Genomic DNA, 19,348 nt, shown 5'->3' on the forward strand with positions numbered 1-19,348 from the left:
CAAACCATTTTCCTACATCGTCCGCCCCTGTCATCCTCCGCCCGGTCTTTGAAATCGGCCGCGCGGACGAACCGTGTAGGACAAGTGTCACCCATGCACTCGCCCGGTGAGGCCTTGAATAACAGCGGTTTAACCCCCGGATAACGCCCGGACAGGGTGACACTCGTGTCACCCTGCGCCCTCGCTCCTCGCTTCGGGCACAAAAAAAGAGAGCCGGATTTCTCCGGCCCCCTCTCGCGCATGCTTGATCGCTTGCGGTCCTAGTACTTCATCCCGAGCTTGATCCCGAACTGCTGCGGCTTGGTGGCATAAGCCCGTGCAAACTGGGCGCAGGTGGACGGGATGCAGACCGTGTTGAGGCTGAGGATGCCGCGCTTGTCGAAGGCGTTGAGGGCGAAGGCCTCCCACGACCATCGGCCAATCTTTGCGCCGATCGAAAAGTCGAACGTGGTGAAGCCAGCCGTCTGCCACAGGGCGCCGGGCACCGGCTGGACGAAATAGGCATCGGTGCCGGACTGGTGGTTGGCCGATGCCTGGAGATAGGGCCGGTACTCGCCCCAGTCGAACGCGTAGCGGGCCGTGGCATTGGCCTTGAACTGCGGCTGGACCGGCAGGCGGGTGCCGCTCGCGATGTAGATCCCGAGGCTGCAATCCGGGTTGCCGGAGGCACCGATGTTGCAGAAATCGGCCTTGGTCTTGCCGTCGGTGTAAGCACCCGAGCCGGACAGGGTGAGCTGGCCGAGCCGGAGGTTGAAGTCGCCCTCGATCCCCTTCACCCGCGCGCTGCCGACGTTGTAGATCGACAGCACCCCGTTGGAATTGGGCGTGGTCAGCCCGATCTGGACCTTGCTCCAATCCTCGTAAAAGGCGGAGAGGTTGACGGTGAGGCGCCGGTCGAGCCACGAGGTCTTGAGGCCGACCTCGTAATTGGTCAGCCGGTCCGCCGTATAGGGCGCGACCTGGGCAAGGCGGTTGATCCCGCCCGGGCGGTAGCCGGTGGAATAGGTGGCATAGAGGAGGTGATCGCCGGTCACCTTCCAGTTGACCGTGACGCGGTGGGTTTCCCCGCTTTCGTTCGCGGTCTTGTTGTACATCTCGCAGGGCAGGAAGGCGTTCGACGTGACCGGGCAGACCGCAGTGCCGACCCGGCTGGCCGTGCCGGAGAAGCCCCCGGCCGAATTGCGGGCGATGAACAGGCGCAGGCCCGCATCGATCGTGACACCCGGCAGGATGTCCCAGGCAACGTCGGTGAAGGCGGCGTAGTCCCGGTCCACGCGGTTGATGCGCGAGCAGAAGATATCGTCTCCGCAGCGCGGAACGGCCGGTGAATTGGGCCCGGCGGCAAGGCCGGGAATGATGTAGTCGGCCACGATCCGGTCGGTCTGGCGCTGCAGGAACAGGCCCGCGATCACGCGGACCGGCTCGGTCCCCGGCGAGGCCATGCGCAGTTCGTGGGTCTGTTTCGTGTAGTGATGGTTGACGTGGTAGAGCTGGCTCGGATCGAGGTTCTGCCCATTGGCGCCGATGAAGCTGGTGTAATAGGGGCCGCCCGCCTCGTAGTACGACACGGTATAGCCCGAATAGTCGGCCAGCGTATCGACATGGCGGCTGAAATAGCCGCCGGCATAAGTGATGTCCCAGTTGCCCAGCTTGCCGTGGATGGTCAGCGCCGCCTGGAGCCATTCGTCCTTGTTGAGCTCGGGCGTGTAGTCCTGCACTTGCAGGTCGCCGGTGGCGGGGATCAGCGGGTCGCTCCCCGTCAGCGGGCCGTAAAGGAAGGTGCCGTGGGCGCGCTGGTTCTGGTATATCACCGCGGGGGTGACGGTCCAGTCCTCGTCAAGGTCGATGCCGAGCGCGGCGCGCCCGCCGAAGGTCTCGACGTCGTTGAAGTTCTTCTTGGCATAAGGCGCGTTGCTGACCGACTTGATCGCCGGGTTGCCGTTCACATCCTCGACCGGATAGTTCCGGACGCCGGGGATGTTGCTGATGTAGCCGCCGTCGCGCTGATAAAAGGCCGAAGCCCGCAAGGCGATCGTCTCGGTCACCGGCACGTTGATGAAGCCGTCGAAACTGCCGCCGCTGGAATTGGCGCCCTTGCCGAAGGTCGTGCCGCTGATGTCGAACCCGGCCTCGAACTTGTGCGAGGGCTTGTTGGTAATCAGGCGCAGGGTGCCCGAGAGCGAGCTGGACCCGAACAGCGTGCCCTGCGGGCCGGACAGGGCCTCGACCCGCTGCATGTCATATACGTGAAGATCGACCGCGCCGCCGATCGTGGTCAGCGGCACTTCGTCGAGATAAAGCGCGCTGGTCGGCAGCGAGCCGCCGAACGAACCGTTGAAATTGCTGCCTGAAGTCACGCCGCGGAAGTAGATCTGCGACTGGCCGGGGCCGTAGGACTGGTAGGAGACGCTGGGCAGCAGCTTGGCATAGTCGTCGAAGCTGGCGACCTGGTGCTGGGCCAGTTTCTGGCTGCCAAGCGCCTGGATCGAGATCGGCACATCCTGCAGGTTTTCCTCGCGCTTTTGCGCGGTGACGACGATTTCCTCCGGCGCGTCAAAGGTCGTAGGCGGGGCACTCTGCGCAAGGGCCGAGGTCGTGGCGAGGATCGTGCCGCCGAGCAGGGCGGCGATGCCGGCGCCCTTCACGGTGCGCGGAGAAAGACAGGAAAACTTGGCCCGCATATCGTTCCAACCCTGGCTGTTTCGTTTTGTGCGGTGCAGGGTGATCACGCGGGCGCAGAAATTGCAAGCGCGATATTGCGGTGCAATAAGTAATCATGAGCGGATGTGTTGTTGGTGCACCGGGATTTGCCAAGCTTCGGGCGAGGCCGCATAGGTCGTGGCGATGAGCGCTGCCCCCATCTCCGCCCGGCTCGCCGCCGCCACGCGCGATCCGCAATTGCTCCGCGCCGCGCTGGCGCTGCATCAGAACCGGCTGGCGGAGGCCGAGCCGCTGCTCAAGAACCACCTCAAGGCCGACCCCTTCGACGTGGCGGCGATCCGTATGCTGGCCGAACTGGCCGCAAGGATCGGCCGGACCCGCGATGCGGAGACACTGCTGCGCCGCGCGCTTGAACTGGCGCCCGATTTCGGCGCGGCGCGGGTCAACCTTGCCACGGTGCTTTACCGCAGCAACCGCGCGGCAGAGGCGCTGGCGGAACTCGATCGGCTGGTGCTGGAGAGCGAGGAGGACGATAATCCCAACCTGCGCGCCGCCGTGCTCAACCGGCTGGGGGAATTCGAGCAGGCTTTGGCGCTCTACGAGGATACGTTGGAGCGGCGGTCGGACCAACCGCGGGTGTGGATGTCCTACGGCCACGTACTCAAGACCGTGGGGCGGCTGGGCGAGGCGGTGGCGGCCTATCGCCGGGCGACCGCGCTGCAGCCGGGGTTCGGCGAGGCCTGGTGGTCGCTGGCCAATCTCAAGACCGTGCGGCTGGACGAAGCTGACATCGCGGCGATGGAACAGGCGCTGGCGGGGAAGGGGAACACGCCGGAAGACCGGTTTCACCTAGAATTCGCAGCTGCCAAGGCGTGGGAGGATGCCGGCTATCCTGCCCGCGCCTTTGCCAGCTACAGCGCGGCCAATGCGCATCGCCGGGCGCTGATCCACTATGACGCGGCGGAAACGACCGGGCGGGTGGACCGCATGATCGCCGGCTTTACGCAGCGGTTCGCGCGCGGCCCGGCGGGCGGCTGCCCGGCGGCAGATCCGATATTCATCGTCGGCCTGCCGCGCGCGGGCTCGACGCTGGTCGAACAGATCCTTGCCAGTCACAGCCAAGTCGAAGCGATTGCGGAACTGCCGGATATTCCAGAGCTGTGGAGCAAGCTCGGCGGGGCCGACGGCAAGGGTAACCCGCATGAGCGATTTGCAGGGTTGTCGGCAGACGAACTGCGCGCGATCGGCGAGGAGTACCTGCGCCGCGTCTCGCCCCAGCGCAAGACCGACCGGCCGTTGTTCATCGACAAGCTGCCCAACAACTGGCTCTACGTCGGCTTCATCAGGGCCATCCTGCCGAATGCCCGGATTGTCGACGCGCGGCGCCACCCGCTCTCGGCCGGGGTCGCCAATTTCCGCCAGCACTTCGCGCGGGGGCAGCACTTCGCCTATGACCTTGCCGATCTGGGCCATTACTATCGCGATTACGTGCGGCTGATGGACGCCTTCGAGCGCGTCTGTCCCGGCGCGGTTTACCGGGTGACCTATGAACGGATGGTGGACGACAGCGAGGGCGAGATCCGCGCCCTGCTGGATGGGCTCGGCCTGCCCTTCGAGCGGGACTGTCTCGAGTTCCACAAGACCGAGCGGCCGGTGCGCACGCCGAGTTCGGAGCAGGTCCGCTCGCCCATCTTCCGGCAGGGGACCGAGAACTGGCAGGCCTACGACCAGTGGCTCGGACCCTTGCGCGAGGCGCTGGGGCCGGCGTTAGTTGCCGGCGACCAGCCTTAGTGCGGTCACGCCCATGGTCGCGGCGATGACCATTTCGACCACGCGCCATGATGAAGGCCGGGCGAGAATCGGGCGCAGCCAGACCGCGCCGTAGCCAAGTGCGAAGAAGAATCCGAACGAGGCAGTGATCGCGCCGAGGGCGAAGCTCGTGCGGTCATGCGGGAACTGGGCGGCGATCGAGCCGAGCAGGACCACTGTGTCGAGGTAGACGTGGGGGTTGAGCCAGGTCAGGGCGAGGCAGGTGGCCATGACGGACCCGAGCGGCTGGGCCGGAGCCTCGCAGGCGGCCAGCGCGCCGGGATCGGTGAAGGCCGCCTTGAGGCTGCGCAGGCCGTAAAGGACCAGGAACACCGCACCGCCGTAGCGCATGACTGGCAGGATTGGCGGCAGCAGGGTGCTTATCTGGCGAAACAGCAGGACCCCGGTGACGATCAGCACCGCGTCGGACAGGGCACAGGTCAGGATGATCGGCAGGACATGCTCGCGGCGCAGCGCCTGGCGCAGGACGAAGGCATTCTGCGCGCCGATCGCGAAGATCAGGCTCGCGCACATGGCGAAACCGGTGGCGAAGACGGACGGGGACAAGGGGGCGCTCCTGCGGAAAATTCAGGGCCGGCCTAGTCAGGCGTTCAAATTCAGTCCAATTAAGTCATCTTAGTTCAAATAAGGACGGCTAATCTCATGCTGGACTATCCCGCGCTTCGCGCCGTGGCCGCGGTGGCCCAGACCGGGTCGTTCGAGGCAGCCGCGCGCCAGCTCAACGTGACCCCCTCGGCGATTTCGCAGCGTATCAAGAATCTCGAGACGCGGCTGGGGTTTTACGTGATCGAGCGAGGCAATCCCTGCGTGGCGACGCCCAAGGGGGATTGGCTGTGCCGCCATGTCGAGCAGGTCGGCCTGCTCGAAAGCGACCTGTTGAGCCGCTTGCCGATCCTTCAACCGGCGACGGGCGCCCAGCGGCTGACCCTTCATGTCGCTGTCAATTCCGATAGCCTTGCCACATGGTTCATGCCCGCCGCAGCCGCCTATGCCGAGGCGAGCGGGCACCTGCTTCACCTTGAAGTGGACGAGGAGAGCCAGACGGCCGAATGGCTGGCGCACGGCCGCGTCTCGGCGGCCGTAACCAGCCGGGAAACGCCAATCCCGGGTTGCCGCCGCTTCGCGCTGGGAACGATGCGCTATTTCGCGGTGGCAAGCCCGGCCTTCAAGGCGCGCTATTTCCCTGATGGGCCGAGCGCCGAGGCTTTTTCTGCTGCCCCGGCGCTGACCTTCAGCCGGCATGACCAACTCCAGTCACGCTGGCTGGCGGGCGTGCTGGACGATGCGCCGGCCTGCCCCAGCCACTGGTTGCCGACCACGCAGGGCTTTCTCGACGCCAGCCTGACCGGAATGGGCTGGGGGATGAACCCGCTCGCCATGGTCGAGGAGCACCTTGCGGCCGGAAAGCTGGTCGAGCTCGTGCCGGGGCGTCCGTTCGACGTGCCGTTGTTCTGGCAGGTAAACCGGCTTGCCGCCGATCACATCCAGCCGCTGTCGGAAGCGGTGATCAGGGCGGCGGGAGCGGTCCTGTCGCCGGGGTGATGCGGGCATTCAGGCTCAAGGTTTCAGGCCCAAGGTTTCAAGCAGGTCCGCCCATCGCCTTGACCAGTGCGATCGAGGCCTGCATTCGCTGCGTCTGGACCGAGATCAGGCTGCGCTGCGCGGTCAGGGCGTCGGTCTGGGCAGTGACGACCTCGAGATAGTCCGAGGCACCATCGCGGTAGCGCGAAAGGGCAATGTCGCTGGTGCGTTCGGCGGCGCGGGCGGCGTCCTGCTGGGCCTCGGCCTGCTGGGCAAGGTGGCGGATCGAGGCGGCGGCATCCTCCACCTGACGGAAGGCGGCTAGCACGGTCTCGCGGTAATTGGCGGCCTCTTCCTCGTATTGGGCGTGGCTGAGGCGAACCTGCGCCTTGCGCTTGCCGCCGTCGAACAGGGTCAGCGCGGCGGAGAGGGGGCCGAGTGCCCAGAAGGTGCTGGGGGCCGAGAGCAGGGCCGCACCCGTGCTCTGCCAGCCCCCGGCCGCGCCGAGGTTCAGTGAGGGGTAGAAGGCGGCGCGGGCCACGCCGATCCGGACATTGGCGGCGAACATGCGGCGTTCGGCCGCCGCGATGTCGGGCCGCCGTTCGAGCAGCTGCGACGGGGTAGCCGCCGGGATCGCGGGGACGATCATGTCGCCCGGCGCGGGAGAGAGCGCGAACTGGCTGGCCACGGCACCGGTCAGTGCCGCGAGTTCGTGTTCGGTTGCCGCGCGCTGGCTAGCGATGGCCGAGACCAGCGCCCGCGCATTGCCGAGCACGGTGGCGGCGCGGTTGACGTCGATCCCCGAGGCGATCCCGCCGCCGTGGCGGCGCTGGGTGAGGTCGTAGGCCCGGCCGAAGGCATCGACCGAGCTGGCGAGCAGGCTGGCTTGGGCATCAAGCCCGCGCAGGCGGAAATAGGCATCGGCCACGGCAGCCTGCAGGCTCAGCCGGGCCGAGGCGAGGTCGGCCTGACTTGCCTGGGCATCGGCCTTGCCGGCGGCGACCGAGGCGCGGACCCGGCCCCAGAGGTCGATCTCGTAGTCCACGCCGCCGCCGCCGACGTAATTGTCATAGGTCACGGCACTGCCGTTGGTCAGCGGGCGGTTCCTGGAAACGCGCGCGCGCGCGGCGGCGCCCTCGATCCCGACGGTGGGGTAAAGCGCAGCCTCGCTCTCGCGCGCGGCGGCGCGGGCCTGATCGTAGCGGGCGAGGGCGGCGGCGAGGGTCGGACTGGCGGTGAGGGCCTGCTGCTCGAGCGCGTCGAGCGCGGGGTCTTGGTAGACCGACCACCAGTCTCCGCGCGGGGCATCGTCGTGCGGGGCGGCCTCGGTCCAGCCGGCCACTTCCTTGAACCGGGCCGGGGCGGCGATCTTCGGCGGGTTGTAGGCCGGGGCGGAGGAGCAGGCAGCGAGCGCCAGCGAGGTCATGGCGGCGACCAGCGGGGCTACGGCCGGGCGCAGGCGCATCAGGACGCGGCTCCCTTGGCCTTCGATGGAGCGGGAGTGGCCACCTTGACGCGGTCTCCGCTCTGGATCGAATCCGGCGGGGTATCCACCACGTTGTCAGTGGGCGAGAGGCCGCCGGCGACTACCACCGTGGCGCCGAGATCGCGCGCAATGGTGACCGGGCGGATCGTCACGCGGCCATCGCTGCCGACCACGACCACGCTTGACCCCTTGTCGCCCGTCAGGATGGCGCTGCCGGGAATGGCGAGGCCGCCCGCCGCGCCGGGAATGGCGAAATGGACCTGAGCGAAGGCGCCGGGCATCAGGGCGCCATCGGGATTGTCCGCCTGCAGTTCGACCAACTGGGCGCCGGATTTGGGGTCGACCGCGCCCGAGCTGCGGATCAGCACGGCGTTGAAGCTGCGTCCCGGATATTCAGGCAAGGTCAGCGTGGCGGAGAGGCGGCCGCGGACCTGAGCCGCGTAGGACTGCGGAACCTGGACGTAGATCCGCATGCGGTGGACGTCAGACACGGTGAACAGCGGCAGGGCGGCGGCATTGTTGGCCACGACCAGCGCGCCGATCTGGGCCGAGCGGCTCGTGACCACCCCGGCGAAGGGCGCCGAAAGGTGGGTGAAGCCATGCATGGCGGCGAGCTGGCGGACATTGGCGAGGGCGGCATTGGCAAGTGCGGTCTTCGCGGCATAGTCGCCCGCCTTCTCGTCGGCTTCCTGCTGCGAGACGGCGTCCTGTCCCAGCATGGATTTCCAGCGTGTGGCGGTCGTCGCGGCGAGGCGCTGGTTGGCAAGGGCTGTCTGGTAGTCGGCTCGGGCCGACGCGAGCTGCTGGTCAAGCTCGGGCGCGTCAAGCACGGCGAGGGTCTGGCCCGCGGCGACGCGCTGGCCGATGTCGGCCTGCCATGAGCGGACATAGCCGTTCGTGCGGGCGAAGATCGCCGCGCTGTTGAAGGCCTGGACCTGGCCAGGCAGGACGAGTCCGTCGCTGTCGCCGGGCTTGGCGGGATGGACGACGGAAACCGTGGTGACACCGGCGTCGGCGGCCGAGGCTTCCAGCGCGCCGGTCGCCTGCAGGCGGCTGGCGACGCCGAAGGCCACCACGCCTAGCGCGGCGACGGCGACGACCAGGCCAGTGCGCTTCAGGGTTCTGGCCGAAGGGCCGGTGGATTCTGGGATTTCAAGATCAGGCATGGCTGGGCTTCAGGTCCGGGTTCGGGGTCAGTTCGGAGGTCTTGGCGTGGCGGCGGTGCGCGAAGGCGAAGACGGTGGGAACAAAGAACAGGGTGGCCGTGGTGGCGAAGATCAGTCCGCCGATCACGGCCCGGCCGAGCGGGGCATTCTGCTCGCCGCCGTCACCAAGGCCCAGCGCCATCGGGGCCATGCCGATGATCATGGCCAGTGCGGTCATCAGCACCGGGCGGAAGCGGACGAAGCCGGCGCGCAGGGCAGCCTCGAATGCGTCGCCGGTCTCGGCCAGCTGGTCGCGGGCGAAGCTGACCACGAGGATCGAATTGGCCGTGGCCACGCCCATGCACATGATCGCCCCGGTCAGCGCTGGCACCGAGAGCGTGGTGCCGGTGGCAAAGAGCGTCCAGACGATCCCGGCGAGCGCCGCGGGCAGGGCCGTGATGATCACGAAGGGATCGAGCCAAGACTGGAAGTTGACCACGATCAGCAGGTAAACGAGGAAGATCGCGGCGACGATGCCCCAGCCGAGGCCGGAAAAGGCGGTGTTCATGGTTTCGAACTGGCCGCGGATGGTGACCGTGGTGCCCTTGGGCTGCTCGGCTTCGAGTGCGTTGATCGCCTTCTGGATCGCCTTGGACACGCTGCCGAGGTCGCGCCCCTGCGGGGTGGCGTAGATGTCGAGAACGGGCTGGATGTTGTACTGCGAGACGACCGGGACCGTGTTCGAGCGCGTGATCTCGGCAAAGGCGCCCAGCGGCTGGCTCGCCCCGGCGCTGCCGGCAATGGGAATGCCGGACAGCTGGCTCATCGTCCCGACGTTGTAGAGCGGGGTCTGGGCGACGACCGGGTAGGACACGCCGTTGTCCGGGCTAACGAAGAACACCGGCGCGGTCTGCTGGGTGCCGGCCAGCGCGCTGGCGAGGCCGTTGGTGACGTCGCGTTCGGCGAGGCCATATTGCCCGACGCGCGAGCGGTCGACCTCGACATCGAGCTGCGGGGCATGGGCCGGCTGCTGGATGCGCAGGTCGGCGAGGCCCGGGATTGCCTTCAGCCGGGCCATCAGCTTGTGGGCATAGGCGCGGGCGGCCTCGGGGTCCTTGGCCGTGATCTGGACGTCGATCGGCGAAGGCGTGCCGAAGTTCAGGATCTGGCTGGTGATGTCGGCCGGCAGGAAGGAAAAGGTCGCGCCGGGGAAGCGGCGCGGCAGTTCGTGGCGCAGCCGGTCAACGAACCCGGCGGTTGGCGCGTGGCCTTCCGTGAGCGTGATCAGCACGTCGCCGTCTTGCGGGCCGACCGTGCCGGAATTGTTGTAGACCGTATTGATCGCGGAAATCGGCAGGCCGATGTTGTCGGTGATCGTCCCCAGCTGGTCGGCGGGAATGATCGCGCGCACCGCCTTGCCGACGCGGTCGAACTGGGTGGCCGAAGCCTCGATCCGGGTGCCGACGGGCAAGCGGACGTGCATGGCGATCTGGCCGGAATCGACATCGGGAAAGAAGTTACTGCCGAGCAGGGGGACAAGGGCGAAAGAAAGGAGGACCACGACCATGAAGCCCGTCATGAAGCCCTTTCGGCTGGCCAGCGCCCGGCGCAGCAGGCCGATATAGTTCGAGCGGACGCGCTCGAAGCGTTCCTCGAAGCCGCGCTGGAAGCGGACCAGCGGGTTGCGCGAGGCGGGGCTGCCGGCCTGGTGCAGTTCGCTGTCGATCTCCGTCGGGGTGCCGTGGGTGTGCGGCTTCAGCAGGTACATCGCCATGGTCGGCACCAGGGTGCGCGACAGGACGAATGAGGCGATCATTGCGAAGACCACCGAGAGGGCCATCGGCACGAACAGGTAGCCCGCCACTCCTGGCAGGAAGAACATCGGCACGAATACGATGCAGATGCACAGCAGCGAGACGAAGGCCGGGGTGACGATCTGGGCCGCCCCGTCGAGGATCGATTCAATCACGCCCTTGCCTTGCTCGAGGTGCCAGTTGATGTTCTCGATCGTGACGGTCGCATCGTCGACGAGGATGCCGACGGCGAGGGCGAGACCGCCGAGCGTCATCACGTTGAGGGTCTGGCCGAACAGGGCGAGCGTGGCGATCGCGGCGAGGATTGCCAGCGGGATCGACAGGGCGATGATCACGGTCGAGCGCCAGGAGCCGAGGAACAGCAGGATCATCAGGCTGGTCAGGGCCGCCGCGATGGCGCCCTCGTGGACCACGCCCGAAACGGCCGCCTTGACGAACATCGACTGGTCGCCGACTTGCAGGACCTTCAGCGTTTCGGGCAGGGAGGTCTGGAGCTGGGGCAGGGCCTGCTTGACCCCATCGACCACGGCGAGGGTCGATGCGGCACCGTTCTTGAGCACCGTGAGAATCACCGAGCGCCGGCCCTCGACATGGACCACGTTCTGCTGCTGGGCGCTGCCGTCGCGCACGTGGGCGACGTCGCGCATATAGATCGTTGCGCCGTTGACCACCTTGACCGGGAGGTTGTTGAGGCCCTCCACGCTGTCAGGCGAATTGTTGAGGCGCACCGAATATTCGGTCGGCCCGATCCGGGCGAAACCGGCGGGATTGATCTGGTTCTGCGCGGCAAGGGCATTGCCCACGTCCTGCGCCGAGAGGCCGAGCGCCTGGAGCGCGCCGGGATCGAGGTCGATCTGTATCTGGCGCTGCCGCCCGCCCGAGGGATAGGGCATGCCAAGGCCGGGGATCGTCACCATCCGCGTGCGCACCACGTTCTGGCCAAGGTCGAACAATTGCTGTTCCGACAGGCCCTTGCCCGACAGGGCAAGCTGGAGGATCGGCACGGTCGAGGCCGAATAGTTGAGCACCAGCGGCGGGGTCGTTCCGGGCGGCATCTGCTTGAGAATGGTCTGCGATACCGCCGTGACCTGCGCCGTGGCCGTGCGGATGTCGACCGTGGGCTGGAAGTAGATCTTGACGACCCCGATGCCCTGGAACGACTGCGCCTCGATATGGCTGATGTCGTTGACCGTGGTGGTCAGGGTGCGCTGGTAAGGTGTGATGATCCGGTTCGCCATGTCTTCGGGCGGCAGGCCAGAATATTGCCAGGCGACCGCGATGACCGGAATCTTGATGTCGGGAAAGATGTCGACAGGGGTGCGCAGCGCGGCGATGATCCCGCCGATCGCGATCAGGATCGCCATGACGATGAAGGTCAGCGGACGATGCAGCGCAACCTTGACGATATCGATCATTTAATGCTCCGCACGGCAATCAGCTCGGGCAGGAATGCCCGGCGCCATTCACGTTTCACTCTCCGTGCGTTCTGTCGTCCGGCGCGGTGCGGGGCTGGCGTGAATGGATCGCGTTCCATCGCCCTGTCCGCCTTCTGCCGTGGCGAGATGCTTGTGATCGACCGGGCCCCGTGCCGCATTGGGGGGGCTGGGGGGCGGCACCGGGCGCCGGTCGATCCGTTGCAGGTCTTTTGCCTGCGGGGAGCCGAATGCGCGCTTGCCCCCTGCCTGTCCAATATATAAATTAGCCAAATTGAGACGATTTGGATATCAATAATGGACCTTCGGCACCTGCGATACTTCATCTGTGTTGCCGAGGAGATGCATTTCGGGCGGGCGGCTGAGCGGCTCGGCATTTCGCAGCCGCCGCTCAGCCAGCAGATCCGGGGACTGGAAGATTCCCTTGGGGTCACGCTGTTCGAGCGGACGAGCCGGCGCGTCCGACTGACCGAAGCAGGAACGCGCTTCCTGCCCGAGGCGCGCGAAACCCTGGCCCAGGCGGAGCGGGCCGCGCGCACTGCCCAGCGCGCGCATCGCGGAGAGATTGGCAGCCTGCGGCTGGGCTTCTCGGTCTCGGTGCCGTTCGTGCCGCACATCATGGACACGCTGGCGCGGTTCCGCCGGACCTATCCCGCGGTCGAGATCTCGATCGATGAGCTGGCGCGCGACGAGCAGGTCGAGCATGTCGAACGGGGCACGCTGGACCTCGGTATCCTGCGTACGTTCGACGATCCGCCACTGGCGCCGCATGTCGTCTCAACCTGCGTCCAGAAGGACACGCTGATGCTGGCCATGCGCCACGATCACCCGCTCGCGCGCGAAAATCGGGAGCTTGGTCCGAACGACCTGAGGGACGAGCCGCTGATCCTGTTCGGCACGATCAACGGCGCAGGGTTCAACGAGCACCTATATGCGCGGTGCGAGCGGCTGGGCTTCCGGCCGAAGATCGCGATGGAGGCGAGCAGCTTCGCAACGCTGCTCGGCCTAACCGCGGCGGGCTTTGGGGTAACCGTGCTGTCGGGGACGCTGGCTCGGCTCAACGTCGATACGCTGACGTACCGGCCATTCGAGCTCGACGTGGTCAGCCGCCTGCTGATGATCCGCGCCCAGAATCCCTCGCCGACGACGGCCGCGTTCTGCGAAATGCTCGGCGCGGCGGCGCAGGACGGCTAGACGCCGCCCTTGCGCCAGTTCGCGACGGCGCTGAGCAGGCCGGCGGCCTCGGCAGGCGCAAGGCCGCCGCGGATTGCATCGCCGCCGTCGACGGCGAAGCGCAGCGGCCAGGCGCTGCGCGAGCCGGACTGCCACGAGGCGGCGATCTCGCGCACCACGCTTTCCGGCAGGTCGAACACGACGCGCTGGTGGACGAAGCAGGGGGCGTTGACGTCGGCCATCTGGCAGGCGTCCTGCCATTGCTCGACCTGCACGGCCTGGGCGGTCCGCACATTTCCGCCGGCTGCGTAGTCGACCGCGGCGATCCGGGCCTTGTGGCGGAAGTTGATGAGGTCGTGCCAGACCTGCCAAGTGACCTGACCCGTGACGCGATCGACCTTTGCGCGCAGGTGGACGTCGTCGGCAAAAGCGCCATCCATGGCCTGGCCGCGGCGATGGGCCCAAGCCGTGGAGAATACGATGGCGCTGTCCAGCGGATCATCATGAACCGTGGTGCGCATGGTGAAGTCGGCCGGGGCGAGCCGTGCGAGCCCGGCGGGAAGCGGGCGTTCGGCGGCGGCGGGCATGGTAAGGAGGGCGGCGGCGGCAACGGCGCAGGACCAGCGGATCATCGGCAATCTGTTCCCCGGAGCAAAGCAAAGGGCGGGCGGCAAAGGCGCCGCCTGCCCTGTGTTTCCGGGGTAAGCGACGCGCTTTGCCGCGATGGATCGGGATTGTTACAAAACGTGTGCGGCTCCATGACATCGGAGCGGGAAATGGTGGAGACCCGCGCCCCGACGCTCAATAGTTCCACTGGAGCTGCGCGCGCAGCAGATCTCCGACGGCGCGGCCCGCGCGGCGCTCGTCGGCCTCGGCCCGCTTCATCCGGGCATAGGCAAGGGTCAGCTCAAGTTCCTTGAGCGGCTGGAACTCAACGCCCAGTTCGATCTCGTTGGTTTCGAGGCGCGGGGCATTGATCGCCGCCTTCCACCCGCCGCGGTAGTGCTGCCAGCGGGCATAGGGCATCAGGGCGCCCAGCGGGGAATTCGTCACCCGTGCCATGGCCTGGATATAGCCACCGCTGAGCGGACGGGACGCGATCGACTGGGTCGAGGGATCCCACTCCGGCCCGCGCCCCCACGACCATTCGGCTTGCAGGCCAAACGGGGCGGGATAGAGCACGGCATGGAGGTTGACCCGGCGTTCGGCGATGGAGACGGGGTTGACCCCGCCGCTGCGCAGTTCGGGCTGGACCCGGTTGAGCATCCCCTGCGCGCCGATCTCGATCACCTGCCCGGCAAAGGCCTCGCCCAGTCCGTCCAGCGCGAAGGGCCAGGAGACCATGGCGACCTGCATCAGGCTGTCGTTCTTTTCAGTACGGTTGATGCCCTGGCCGTTGAACACGCCGAGGCCGATGGCGCCGTAATTTCCGAAAAGCTTCTGTCCGTCGCGGCCCAGCCGATCCCAGATCGCCTGCACGGAGCGCGGTGTGAAGTAGGCCACAACGCCAAGATCGCGCTCGCCGGGGACCGCGCTGTTGGCCGCGTCGGCCCGGTCGATCGCGATGCGATTGGAGGACGATTGCAGGTTTTCCCAGCCGAACGGCACTTTCGACTGGCCGAAGCGCAGCTTGAGCCGGCGATCGAGCAGGAAAAGGTCGGCATAGGCATCGCGCATCTGGAAGAAGTGCTCGCGCCGCTCGCCGCTCGACTGCGCGTTGACGGCCGAGGCGAGGTCGCCCTGCAAGTAGAGCGAGACCTTGTCGGACAGGTCGCCCTGGATCACGATGCGGGCGCGGCGCAGGCTGAAGGTGCCGCGTTCGCCGACCGAACTGTCGTGGACGGAGCGGAGGCGAGCCAGCCCGGTGGGGGCGTCGATCGGGCCGGACAGGGCCTCGTTGGCGCGCATCTGGACATAGCCGCGAACCTGGATCCGGTCGTACCAGCCCTTCTTCGGCGCGGCGGCGGCTGGCGCGGGGACCGGATTGGCAGGGGCCTGGGCTAATTGCGGGGCGGCGGGCACCCTACCCGCCGGTTCGGTGGCAGGCGATTTGGCCTTCGGCGGTGTTGCGGAAGCCGGCAACCGGGCGCGCAGGCTTTCCATTTCCGCGCGCAGGACGGCCAGTTCGCTGCGCAGCGCGGCGATGGCCTCGTCCTGCTCTCCCGCCTTCGCGGGAAGCGGTGCGAAGCCGATGGCGCCGGCCAGCAGAAGCCCCTTCAGGCTGCGCGAAATCCGGCCATGCCCGGCCGTCCGCCGCCCCGTCATTGTCTGCACCGTCAATCCCTTTCGTGTCACTGATGTGACCCGCCTGCGTCTGTTAAATGACAGTTGTGTGACACGACGCGGCAGCAAGGACGGCGGCAACAAATCGTCACAGTCAGGTGCGCGTGAAGCAACAGGACAAGAGCTAGATCACCCTCGATGCTCTGACATCGAGTGGAGAAAATCATGCTGACCATTGCCATGGCCCTCGGCCTTGCAACTGCCCCTGCCGCCGTCCCCGCCGCCGGGTTCTATCCGTGCCATCCCGACAAGCACCTGGCCTGCATCGCGGCCCGTTCGTCGGCCAAAAAGAAGGCCGCTTACGAACTGCCTGCCGGCAAGCGCTGCCATCCTGACCCGACCCGTTCGCTGGGCTGCGTGGAGAATCTCCAGGTCAAGGCAAAGCAGGCTCCGGCCAAGGAACAGACCGAGGGCTGATAGCCCCGCCACCCAATTCCATCCCCCCTCGGGAGCCGCTTTGCGGCTCCTCTTTTTTTGCCCGCCGCAGACGCGAAAAAGGCGGGGAATGCCGTGCATTCCCCGCCTCCGTCGGGATGGTTCGCTCAGATCAGAACGAGCCGGTCACCGAAACCACGACCGTGCTGCCGGCGATGGTCGAGCCGTCCTTGGTCGAGGAGAAGTTCGGCTGGAGGTAGGCGCCCTGCGCATTGGTGATATCGGTGTCGATGTACGACACGTTCAGCGTCAGCGGGCCGACGGCGACATCGGCGCCAAGCGACCAGTCCCAGTACTTGCCGGTCGGCGCAACGCTGGTGCCGTTCGGGCCGAGGCCGGGGTTACCGTCCGAATAGCCCAGGTGGGCCTTCAGGGTCACCGGGGTCGAGGGAAGGGCGGTGTTGGCATCGGCCCAGATGTAGAGGTTGTCATCCTTGGCGCCCGGCTTGTTGTAGTTGCCGCCGGCCAGAACGGCCTGGGCATTGGCGCCGGTCAGCGACCACGGACCCAGGGCTTCCTGCTTGGGGGCATAGGCCACGCCGACGAGCAGGTTGGCCGGGCCGACGGCGCCGCTCAGCTTGACGAAGGGTTCGGCGAAGTCGGTCTTGTCCGAGCCGCCCGGATACATGTACCAGGTCAGGCCGGCGTCGAGCGTCGCGCCGCCCACCGGCAGGGTGTAGCCGCCGTAGATGTCGAGTTCGGTGTTGCTGCCGCCGAAGGTGCCCCAACCGGCGAGGTTCGAGGCCCAGACGCCCGCGTAGAGACCGCTCTGGTGCTTGGCGGTGAAGCCGGCCTGGACGGCCATGCCCTTGTTGCTCTGCGAAACGCCGCGGAAGCGATAGTCGCTGGCGATCGTGGCCGAGCCGGAGATCTCGATTTCCTTGGGCTCTTCCTGAGCGAAGGCGGGAGCGGCGAGGCCGAGCGCGAGCGCGCTGGTGGCAACGGTGATCAGCTTGTTCATGGTTTTTCCCTCATGGTTTGCTCTTGCCCCTCCAGCATTCCGGGGCCGCAGCATGCACTTGCGCAGCAGGTGTGAGGGCACCGGCGCGCCGGGCTGCGTACCCCGGAACATTGCCGGTCTAACCGCGCGGCGCGTATGCTGCGTTGCGGCGATATTTCAAATCATTGCTGAACGCCTGAAGCCCCGGTCTCCCGCCCAGAGGGCTGGGGGGAAACCGGGGCCCCGGACGGGATGTTGGGCGCTCAGGCGTGAAGCGGCTTGAGCACGTCCGAGTGGCCGGCCAGTTCGACCTGCCGGCCGTTCGAGCGGCGCCGCGACAGCCATTCGCGCAGGGTCTGGGCAGTCGTATGGTCGATCCCGTGGACCGACCTGAGGTCGAGCTTCACGTCGTGGTGATCGGGGATCGTGTCGAGCGCCGAGTTGAGGCGGACCAAGCCGAGGAACGTCGCAGCGCCCTCCAGCTTGAGTTCGGTCGCCTCGCCTTCGTGCTCGCGCGCGACCTTGAGGTTGAGCCCGCGCCGGTGCGGCACGAGTTCGACCAGCGAGAGGGCGAGGCCGGCAAGGACCCCGGTCAGCAGATCGGTGGAAACCACGAGCGCGAAGGTGATGGCCCAGATCGCCGCCGGAAGCGGACCGTACTGGTGCAGCAGGTGCTTCACGTCGTCGATCTTGACGAGGCGCCAACCGGTCACAACCAGCACGCCGCCGAGAGCGGCCATCGGAATCTCGCGCAGCAGCCAGGGCAGCAGGGCGACGAAGCCGAGAATCCACGCGCCGTGGAGGATGGTCGAGATGCGGGTGCGGGCACCGGCCTGGACGTTGGCCGAGGAGCGCACGATCACCCCGGTCATCGGCAGGCCGCCAAACAGGCCGCACAACAGGTTGCCCACGCCCTGGGCGCGCAGCTCCTTGTTGTACTCCGTCCGCTCCCCGTCATGCATTCGGTCGACTGCCGCAGCCGAGAGCAGGGTCTCGGCGCTGGCGATGAATGCCATCGCCACGGCCGAGATCAGCAGGCCCGGCAGGAGGGCCGTATCGGCCAGAGGCGCGAACAGGTCTGCCCCCGGCATGCGGAAGGCGGCGGCGATCGATTCGGGAACCGCGACGCGGGTCACGTCGAGCTTGAGGGCAAAGGCCAGCAGGGTGGCCGCGGCCACGCCGAGGAGGGCGCCGGGAACCAGCGCAAGGCGAGCGGGGCGCAACTTTTCCCAGCCGACCATGACGACCATGGTGATCAGGCCGAGCACGATCGCGAGTTCGGACTGGCTGGGGTTGTCGAGCGAGATTCCGGTGATGCGGCCCGGAATGGCGGCGAGGTTCTGCAGGCCGCTGGAGAGCGGGCGCGCGTCGAACAGGATGTGGAACTGCCCGAGCACGATCAGCGCGCCGATCCCGGCGAGCATGCCGTGGACCACGGCCGGCGAGATCACCCGGAAAACGCCGCCGAGCTTGAGCGCCCCGGCGGCGAACTGGATCGCGCCGACCAGGACCAGAACCGGAAACAGGGCGGCAAGGCCGTATTGGTTGACGAATTCGAAGACGATCACGGCAAGGCCCGCCGCCGGGCCGCTGACCTGCAGCGGCGATCCGGCGAGAGAACCGACCACGAGCCCGCCGATGATCCCGGTTACCAGGCCCATTTCGGCCGGCACGCCCGAGGCGATGGCAATGCCCATGCACAGCGGCATGGCGACGAGGAATACGACGACCGAGGCGGTGAAATCGCGGGCGAGGTGAGCGAAAGGCCCCCTTTGGACGGCGCCGGCGGCGTTCATGGTGTTGGCGGTCCCGCTCATTCGGCCGCCTCCGCCTGGTGGTCATTTCCCCAGCCGCGCCGGCTGGCGGGCACGGCCACCGGCAGCGGCGCGTCCTCGCGCAGCGGCTCGAAGCGCCCGGTCATCCCGTCGAGCCCCAGCACCTGTCCGGCGCCAATATCGACGAACCAGCCGTGAAGCGACATGGCACCTTCCGCGATCGCGGCGGCAACCGAGGGATGAGTGCGCAGGTGGTTGAGCTGGGCGATCACGTTTTCAAGGCTGAGCTGGCGGATGCGCTGGCTGCCCTCGAGATGGCCGTGGCAGGTGTCTACCACATGGGCAGCGGCCGTGCCGTGGCGCAGCCACGCGGCAACATTAGGCATGCCGCCGAGCTTGGAAAGGTCGGACAGCCCCTTCATCGCGCCACAATCGGAATGGCCGCAAACGATGATGTCGCGCACGCCCAGCGCCGCCACGGCATATTCGACGGTGGAGGAAACGCCGCCGTTCATCGTGGCAAAAGGCGGGACTATGTTGCCGGCATTGCGGCAGACGAACAGCTCGCCCGGCTCGGCCTGCAGGATCTGCTCGGGCACGATCCGCGAATCCGCGCAGGAGATCATCAAGGCCTTGGGCGCCTGGCCCTCGCTCGACAGCTTGTGAAACAGTTCGCCGCTATTGGGGAACACGGTCTTCTCGAAGCTGAAAACACGTCCGATCAGTTCGTTCACGGTTGCACCTCTGGGCAAATGGAGAATCCGGGCATGACCCGGATCGATGGTGCCAATGTGCGAGGTGGACCTGTCGTGCGTTGTGCGGCGACGTTACGAATTGTTGCTTTGCAGCAGG

General features: G+C 67.1%; 14 protein-coding genes. 4 read left to right on the top strand and 10 right to left on the bottom strand.

Annotated features, from left to right (window positions below; all coding sequences use genetic code 11):
* Positions 1-260 precede the first annotated feature (260 nt).
* Positions 261-2,681, bottom strand: a complete 2,421-nt coding sequence (locus H7F51_RS11190; protein ID WP_246448234.1) for a TonB-dependent receptor — start codon at positions 2,679-2,681, stop codon at positions 261-263.
* Positions 2,682-2,844: 163 nt separating this feature from the next.
* Between H7F51_RS11190 and H7F51_RS11195 the strand changes: the two genes are divergently transcribed.
* The gene (locus tag H7F51_RS11195) at positions 2,845-4,452 is read left to right on the top strand and encodes a tetratricopeptide repeat-containing sulfotransferase family protein (RefSeq protein WP_185664390.1); all 1,608 of its coding nucleotides are present in this window, start codon (positions 2,845-2,847) and stop codon (positions 4,450-4,452) included.
* On the opposite strand, the gene H7F51_RS11200 is transcribed toward H7F51_RS11195, so the two are convergent.
* Entirely contained in the window at positions 4,429-5,037 is a 609-nt protein-coding gene (locus tag H7F51_RS11200; protein WP_185664391.1) for a LysE/ArgO family amino acid transporter, read from the bottom strand. The two genes, H7F51_RS11195 and H7F51_RS11200, sit on opposite strands and share 24 nt — an antisense overlap.
* A 96-nt stretch (positions 5,038-5,133) precedes the next feature.
* Here H7F51_RS11200 and H7F51_RS11205 point away from each other — a divergent pair, with 96 nt between their 5' ends.
* Entirely contained in the window at positions 5,134-6,033 is a 900-nt protein-coding gene (locus tag H7F51_RS11205) for a LysR family transcriptional regulator ArgP (protein ID WP_185664392.1), read from the top strand.
* A gap of 37 nt (positions 6,034-6,070) precedes the next feature.
* On the opposite strand, the gene H7F51_RS11210 is transcribed toward H7F51_RS11205, so the two are convergent.
* Genes H7F51_RS11210 through H7F51_RS11220 form a run of 3 tightly spaced genes read right to left on the bottom strand, consistent with a single transcriptional unit; the run spans position 6,071 to position 11,872 of the window.
* Entirely contained in the window at positions 6,071-7,477 is a 1,407-nt protein-coding gene (locus H7F51_RS11210; RefSeq protein ID WP_185664393.1) for an efflux transporter outer membrane subunit, read from the bottom strand.
* A complete protein-coding gene (locus tag H7F51_RS11215) occupies positions 7,477-8,664 on the bottom strand; it encodes an efflux RND transporter periplasmic adaptor subunit (protein ID WP_185664394.1) in 1,188 nt (395 codons plus the stop codon). Before H7F51_RS11215 ends, H7F51_RS11210 begins: the two co-directional genes overlap by 1 nt.
* Complete coding sequence (locus H7F51_RS11220; RefSeq protein WP_185664395.1) at positions 8,657-11,872, bottom strand: efflux RND transporter permease subunit; 3,216 nt, start codon at positions 11,870-11,872, stop codon at positions 8,657-8,659. The genes H7F51_RS11215 and H7F51_RS11220 overlap by 8 nt, the downstream gene beginning before the upstream one ends.
* Before the next feature lie 315 nt (positions 11,873-12,187).
* Here H7F51_RS11220 and H7F51_RS11225 point away from each other — a divergent pair, with 315 nt between their 5' ends.
* A complete protein-coding gene (locus H7F51_RS11225; protein WP_185664396.1) occupies positions 12,188-13,084 on the top strand; it encodes a LysR substrate-binding domain-containing protein in 897 nt (298 codons plus the stop codon).
* On the opposite strand, the gene H7F51_RS11230 is transcribed toward H7F51_RS11225, so the two are convergent.
* Complete coding sequence (locus tag H7F51_RS11230; RefSeq protein WP_185664397.1) at positions 13,081-13,695, bottom strand: hypothetical protein; 615 nt, start codon at positions 13,693-13,695, stop codon at positions 13,081-13,083. The two genes, H7F51_RS11225 and H7F51_RS11230, sit on opposite strands and share 4 nt — an antisense overlap.
* 169 nt (positions 13,696-13,864) lie before the next feature.
* The gene (locus H7F51_RS11235) at positions 13,865-15,328 is read right to left on the bottom strand and encodes a porin (RefSeq protein ID WP_185664593.1); all 1,464 of its coding nucleotides are present in this window, start codon (positions 15,326-15,328) and stop codon (positions 13,865-13,867) included.
* A gap of 183 nt (positions 15,329-15,511) precedes the next feature.
* Here H7F51_RS11235 and H7F51_RS11240 point away from each other — a divergent pair, with 183 nt between their 5' ends.
* Positions 15,512-15,763, top strand: a complete 252-nt coding sequence (locus H7F51_RS11240; RefSeq protein ID WP_185664398.1) for a hypothetical protein — start codon at positions 15,512-15,514, stop codon at positions 15,761-15,763.
* A gap of 130 nt (positions 15,764-15,893) precedes the next feature.
* Here the strand turns inward: H7F51_RS11240 and H7F51_RS11245 are convergent, their stop codons facing one another.
* The 3 genes from H7F51_RS11245 to H7F51_RS11255 all read right to left on the bottom strand — a co-directional run bounded on the left by H7F51_RS11245 (position 15,894) and on the right by H7F51_RS11255 (position 19,230).
* Positions 15,894-16,742 (bottom strand): TorF family putative porin, encoded by an 849-nt coding sequence (locus H7F51_RS11245; RefSeq protein WP_185664399.1) that lies wholly within the window; start codon positions 16,740-16,742, stop codon positions 15,894-15,896.
* A gap of 242 nt (positions 16,743-16,984) precedes the next feature.
* Positions 16,985-18,538: a SulP family inorganic anion transporter gene (locus tag H7F51_RS11250; protein WP_425491023.1), complete on the bottom strand. Its 1,554-nt coding sequence runs from the start codon at positions 18,536-18,538 to the stop codon at positions 16,985-16,987.
* A complete protein-coding gene (locus H7F51_RS11255) occupies positions 18,535-19,230 on the bottom strand; it encodes a carbonic anhydrase (RefSeq protein WP_185664400.1) in 696 nt (231 codons plus the stop codon). Before H7F51_RS11255 ends, H7F51_RS11250 begins: the two co-directional genes overlap by 4 nt.
* Between the last annotated feature and the right edge of the window lie 118 nt (positions 19,231-19,348).

Source organism: Novosphingobium flavum, from assembly GCF_014230315.1.
GTDB classification, from domain to species: domain Bacteria; phylum Pseudomonadota; class Alphaproteobacteria; order Sphingomonadales; family Sphingomonadaceae; genus Novosphingobium; species Novosphingobium flavum.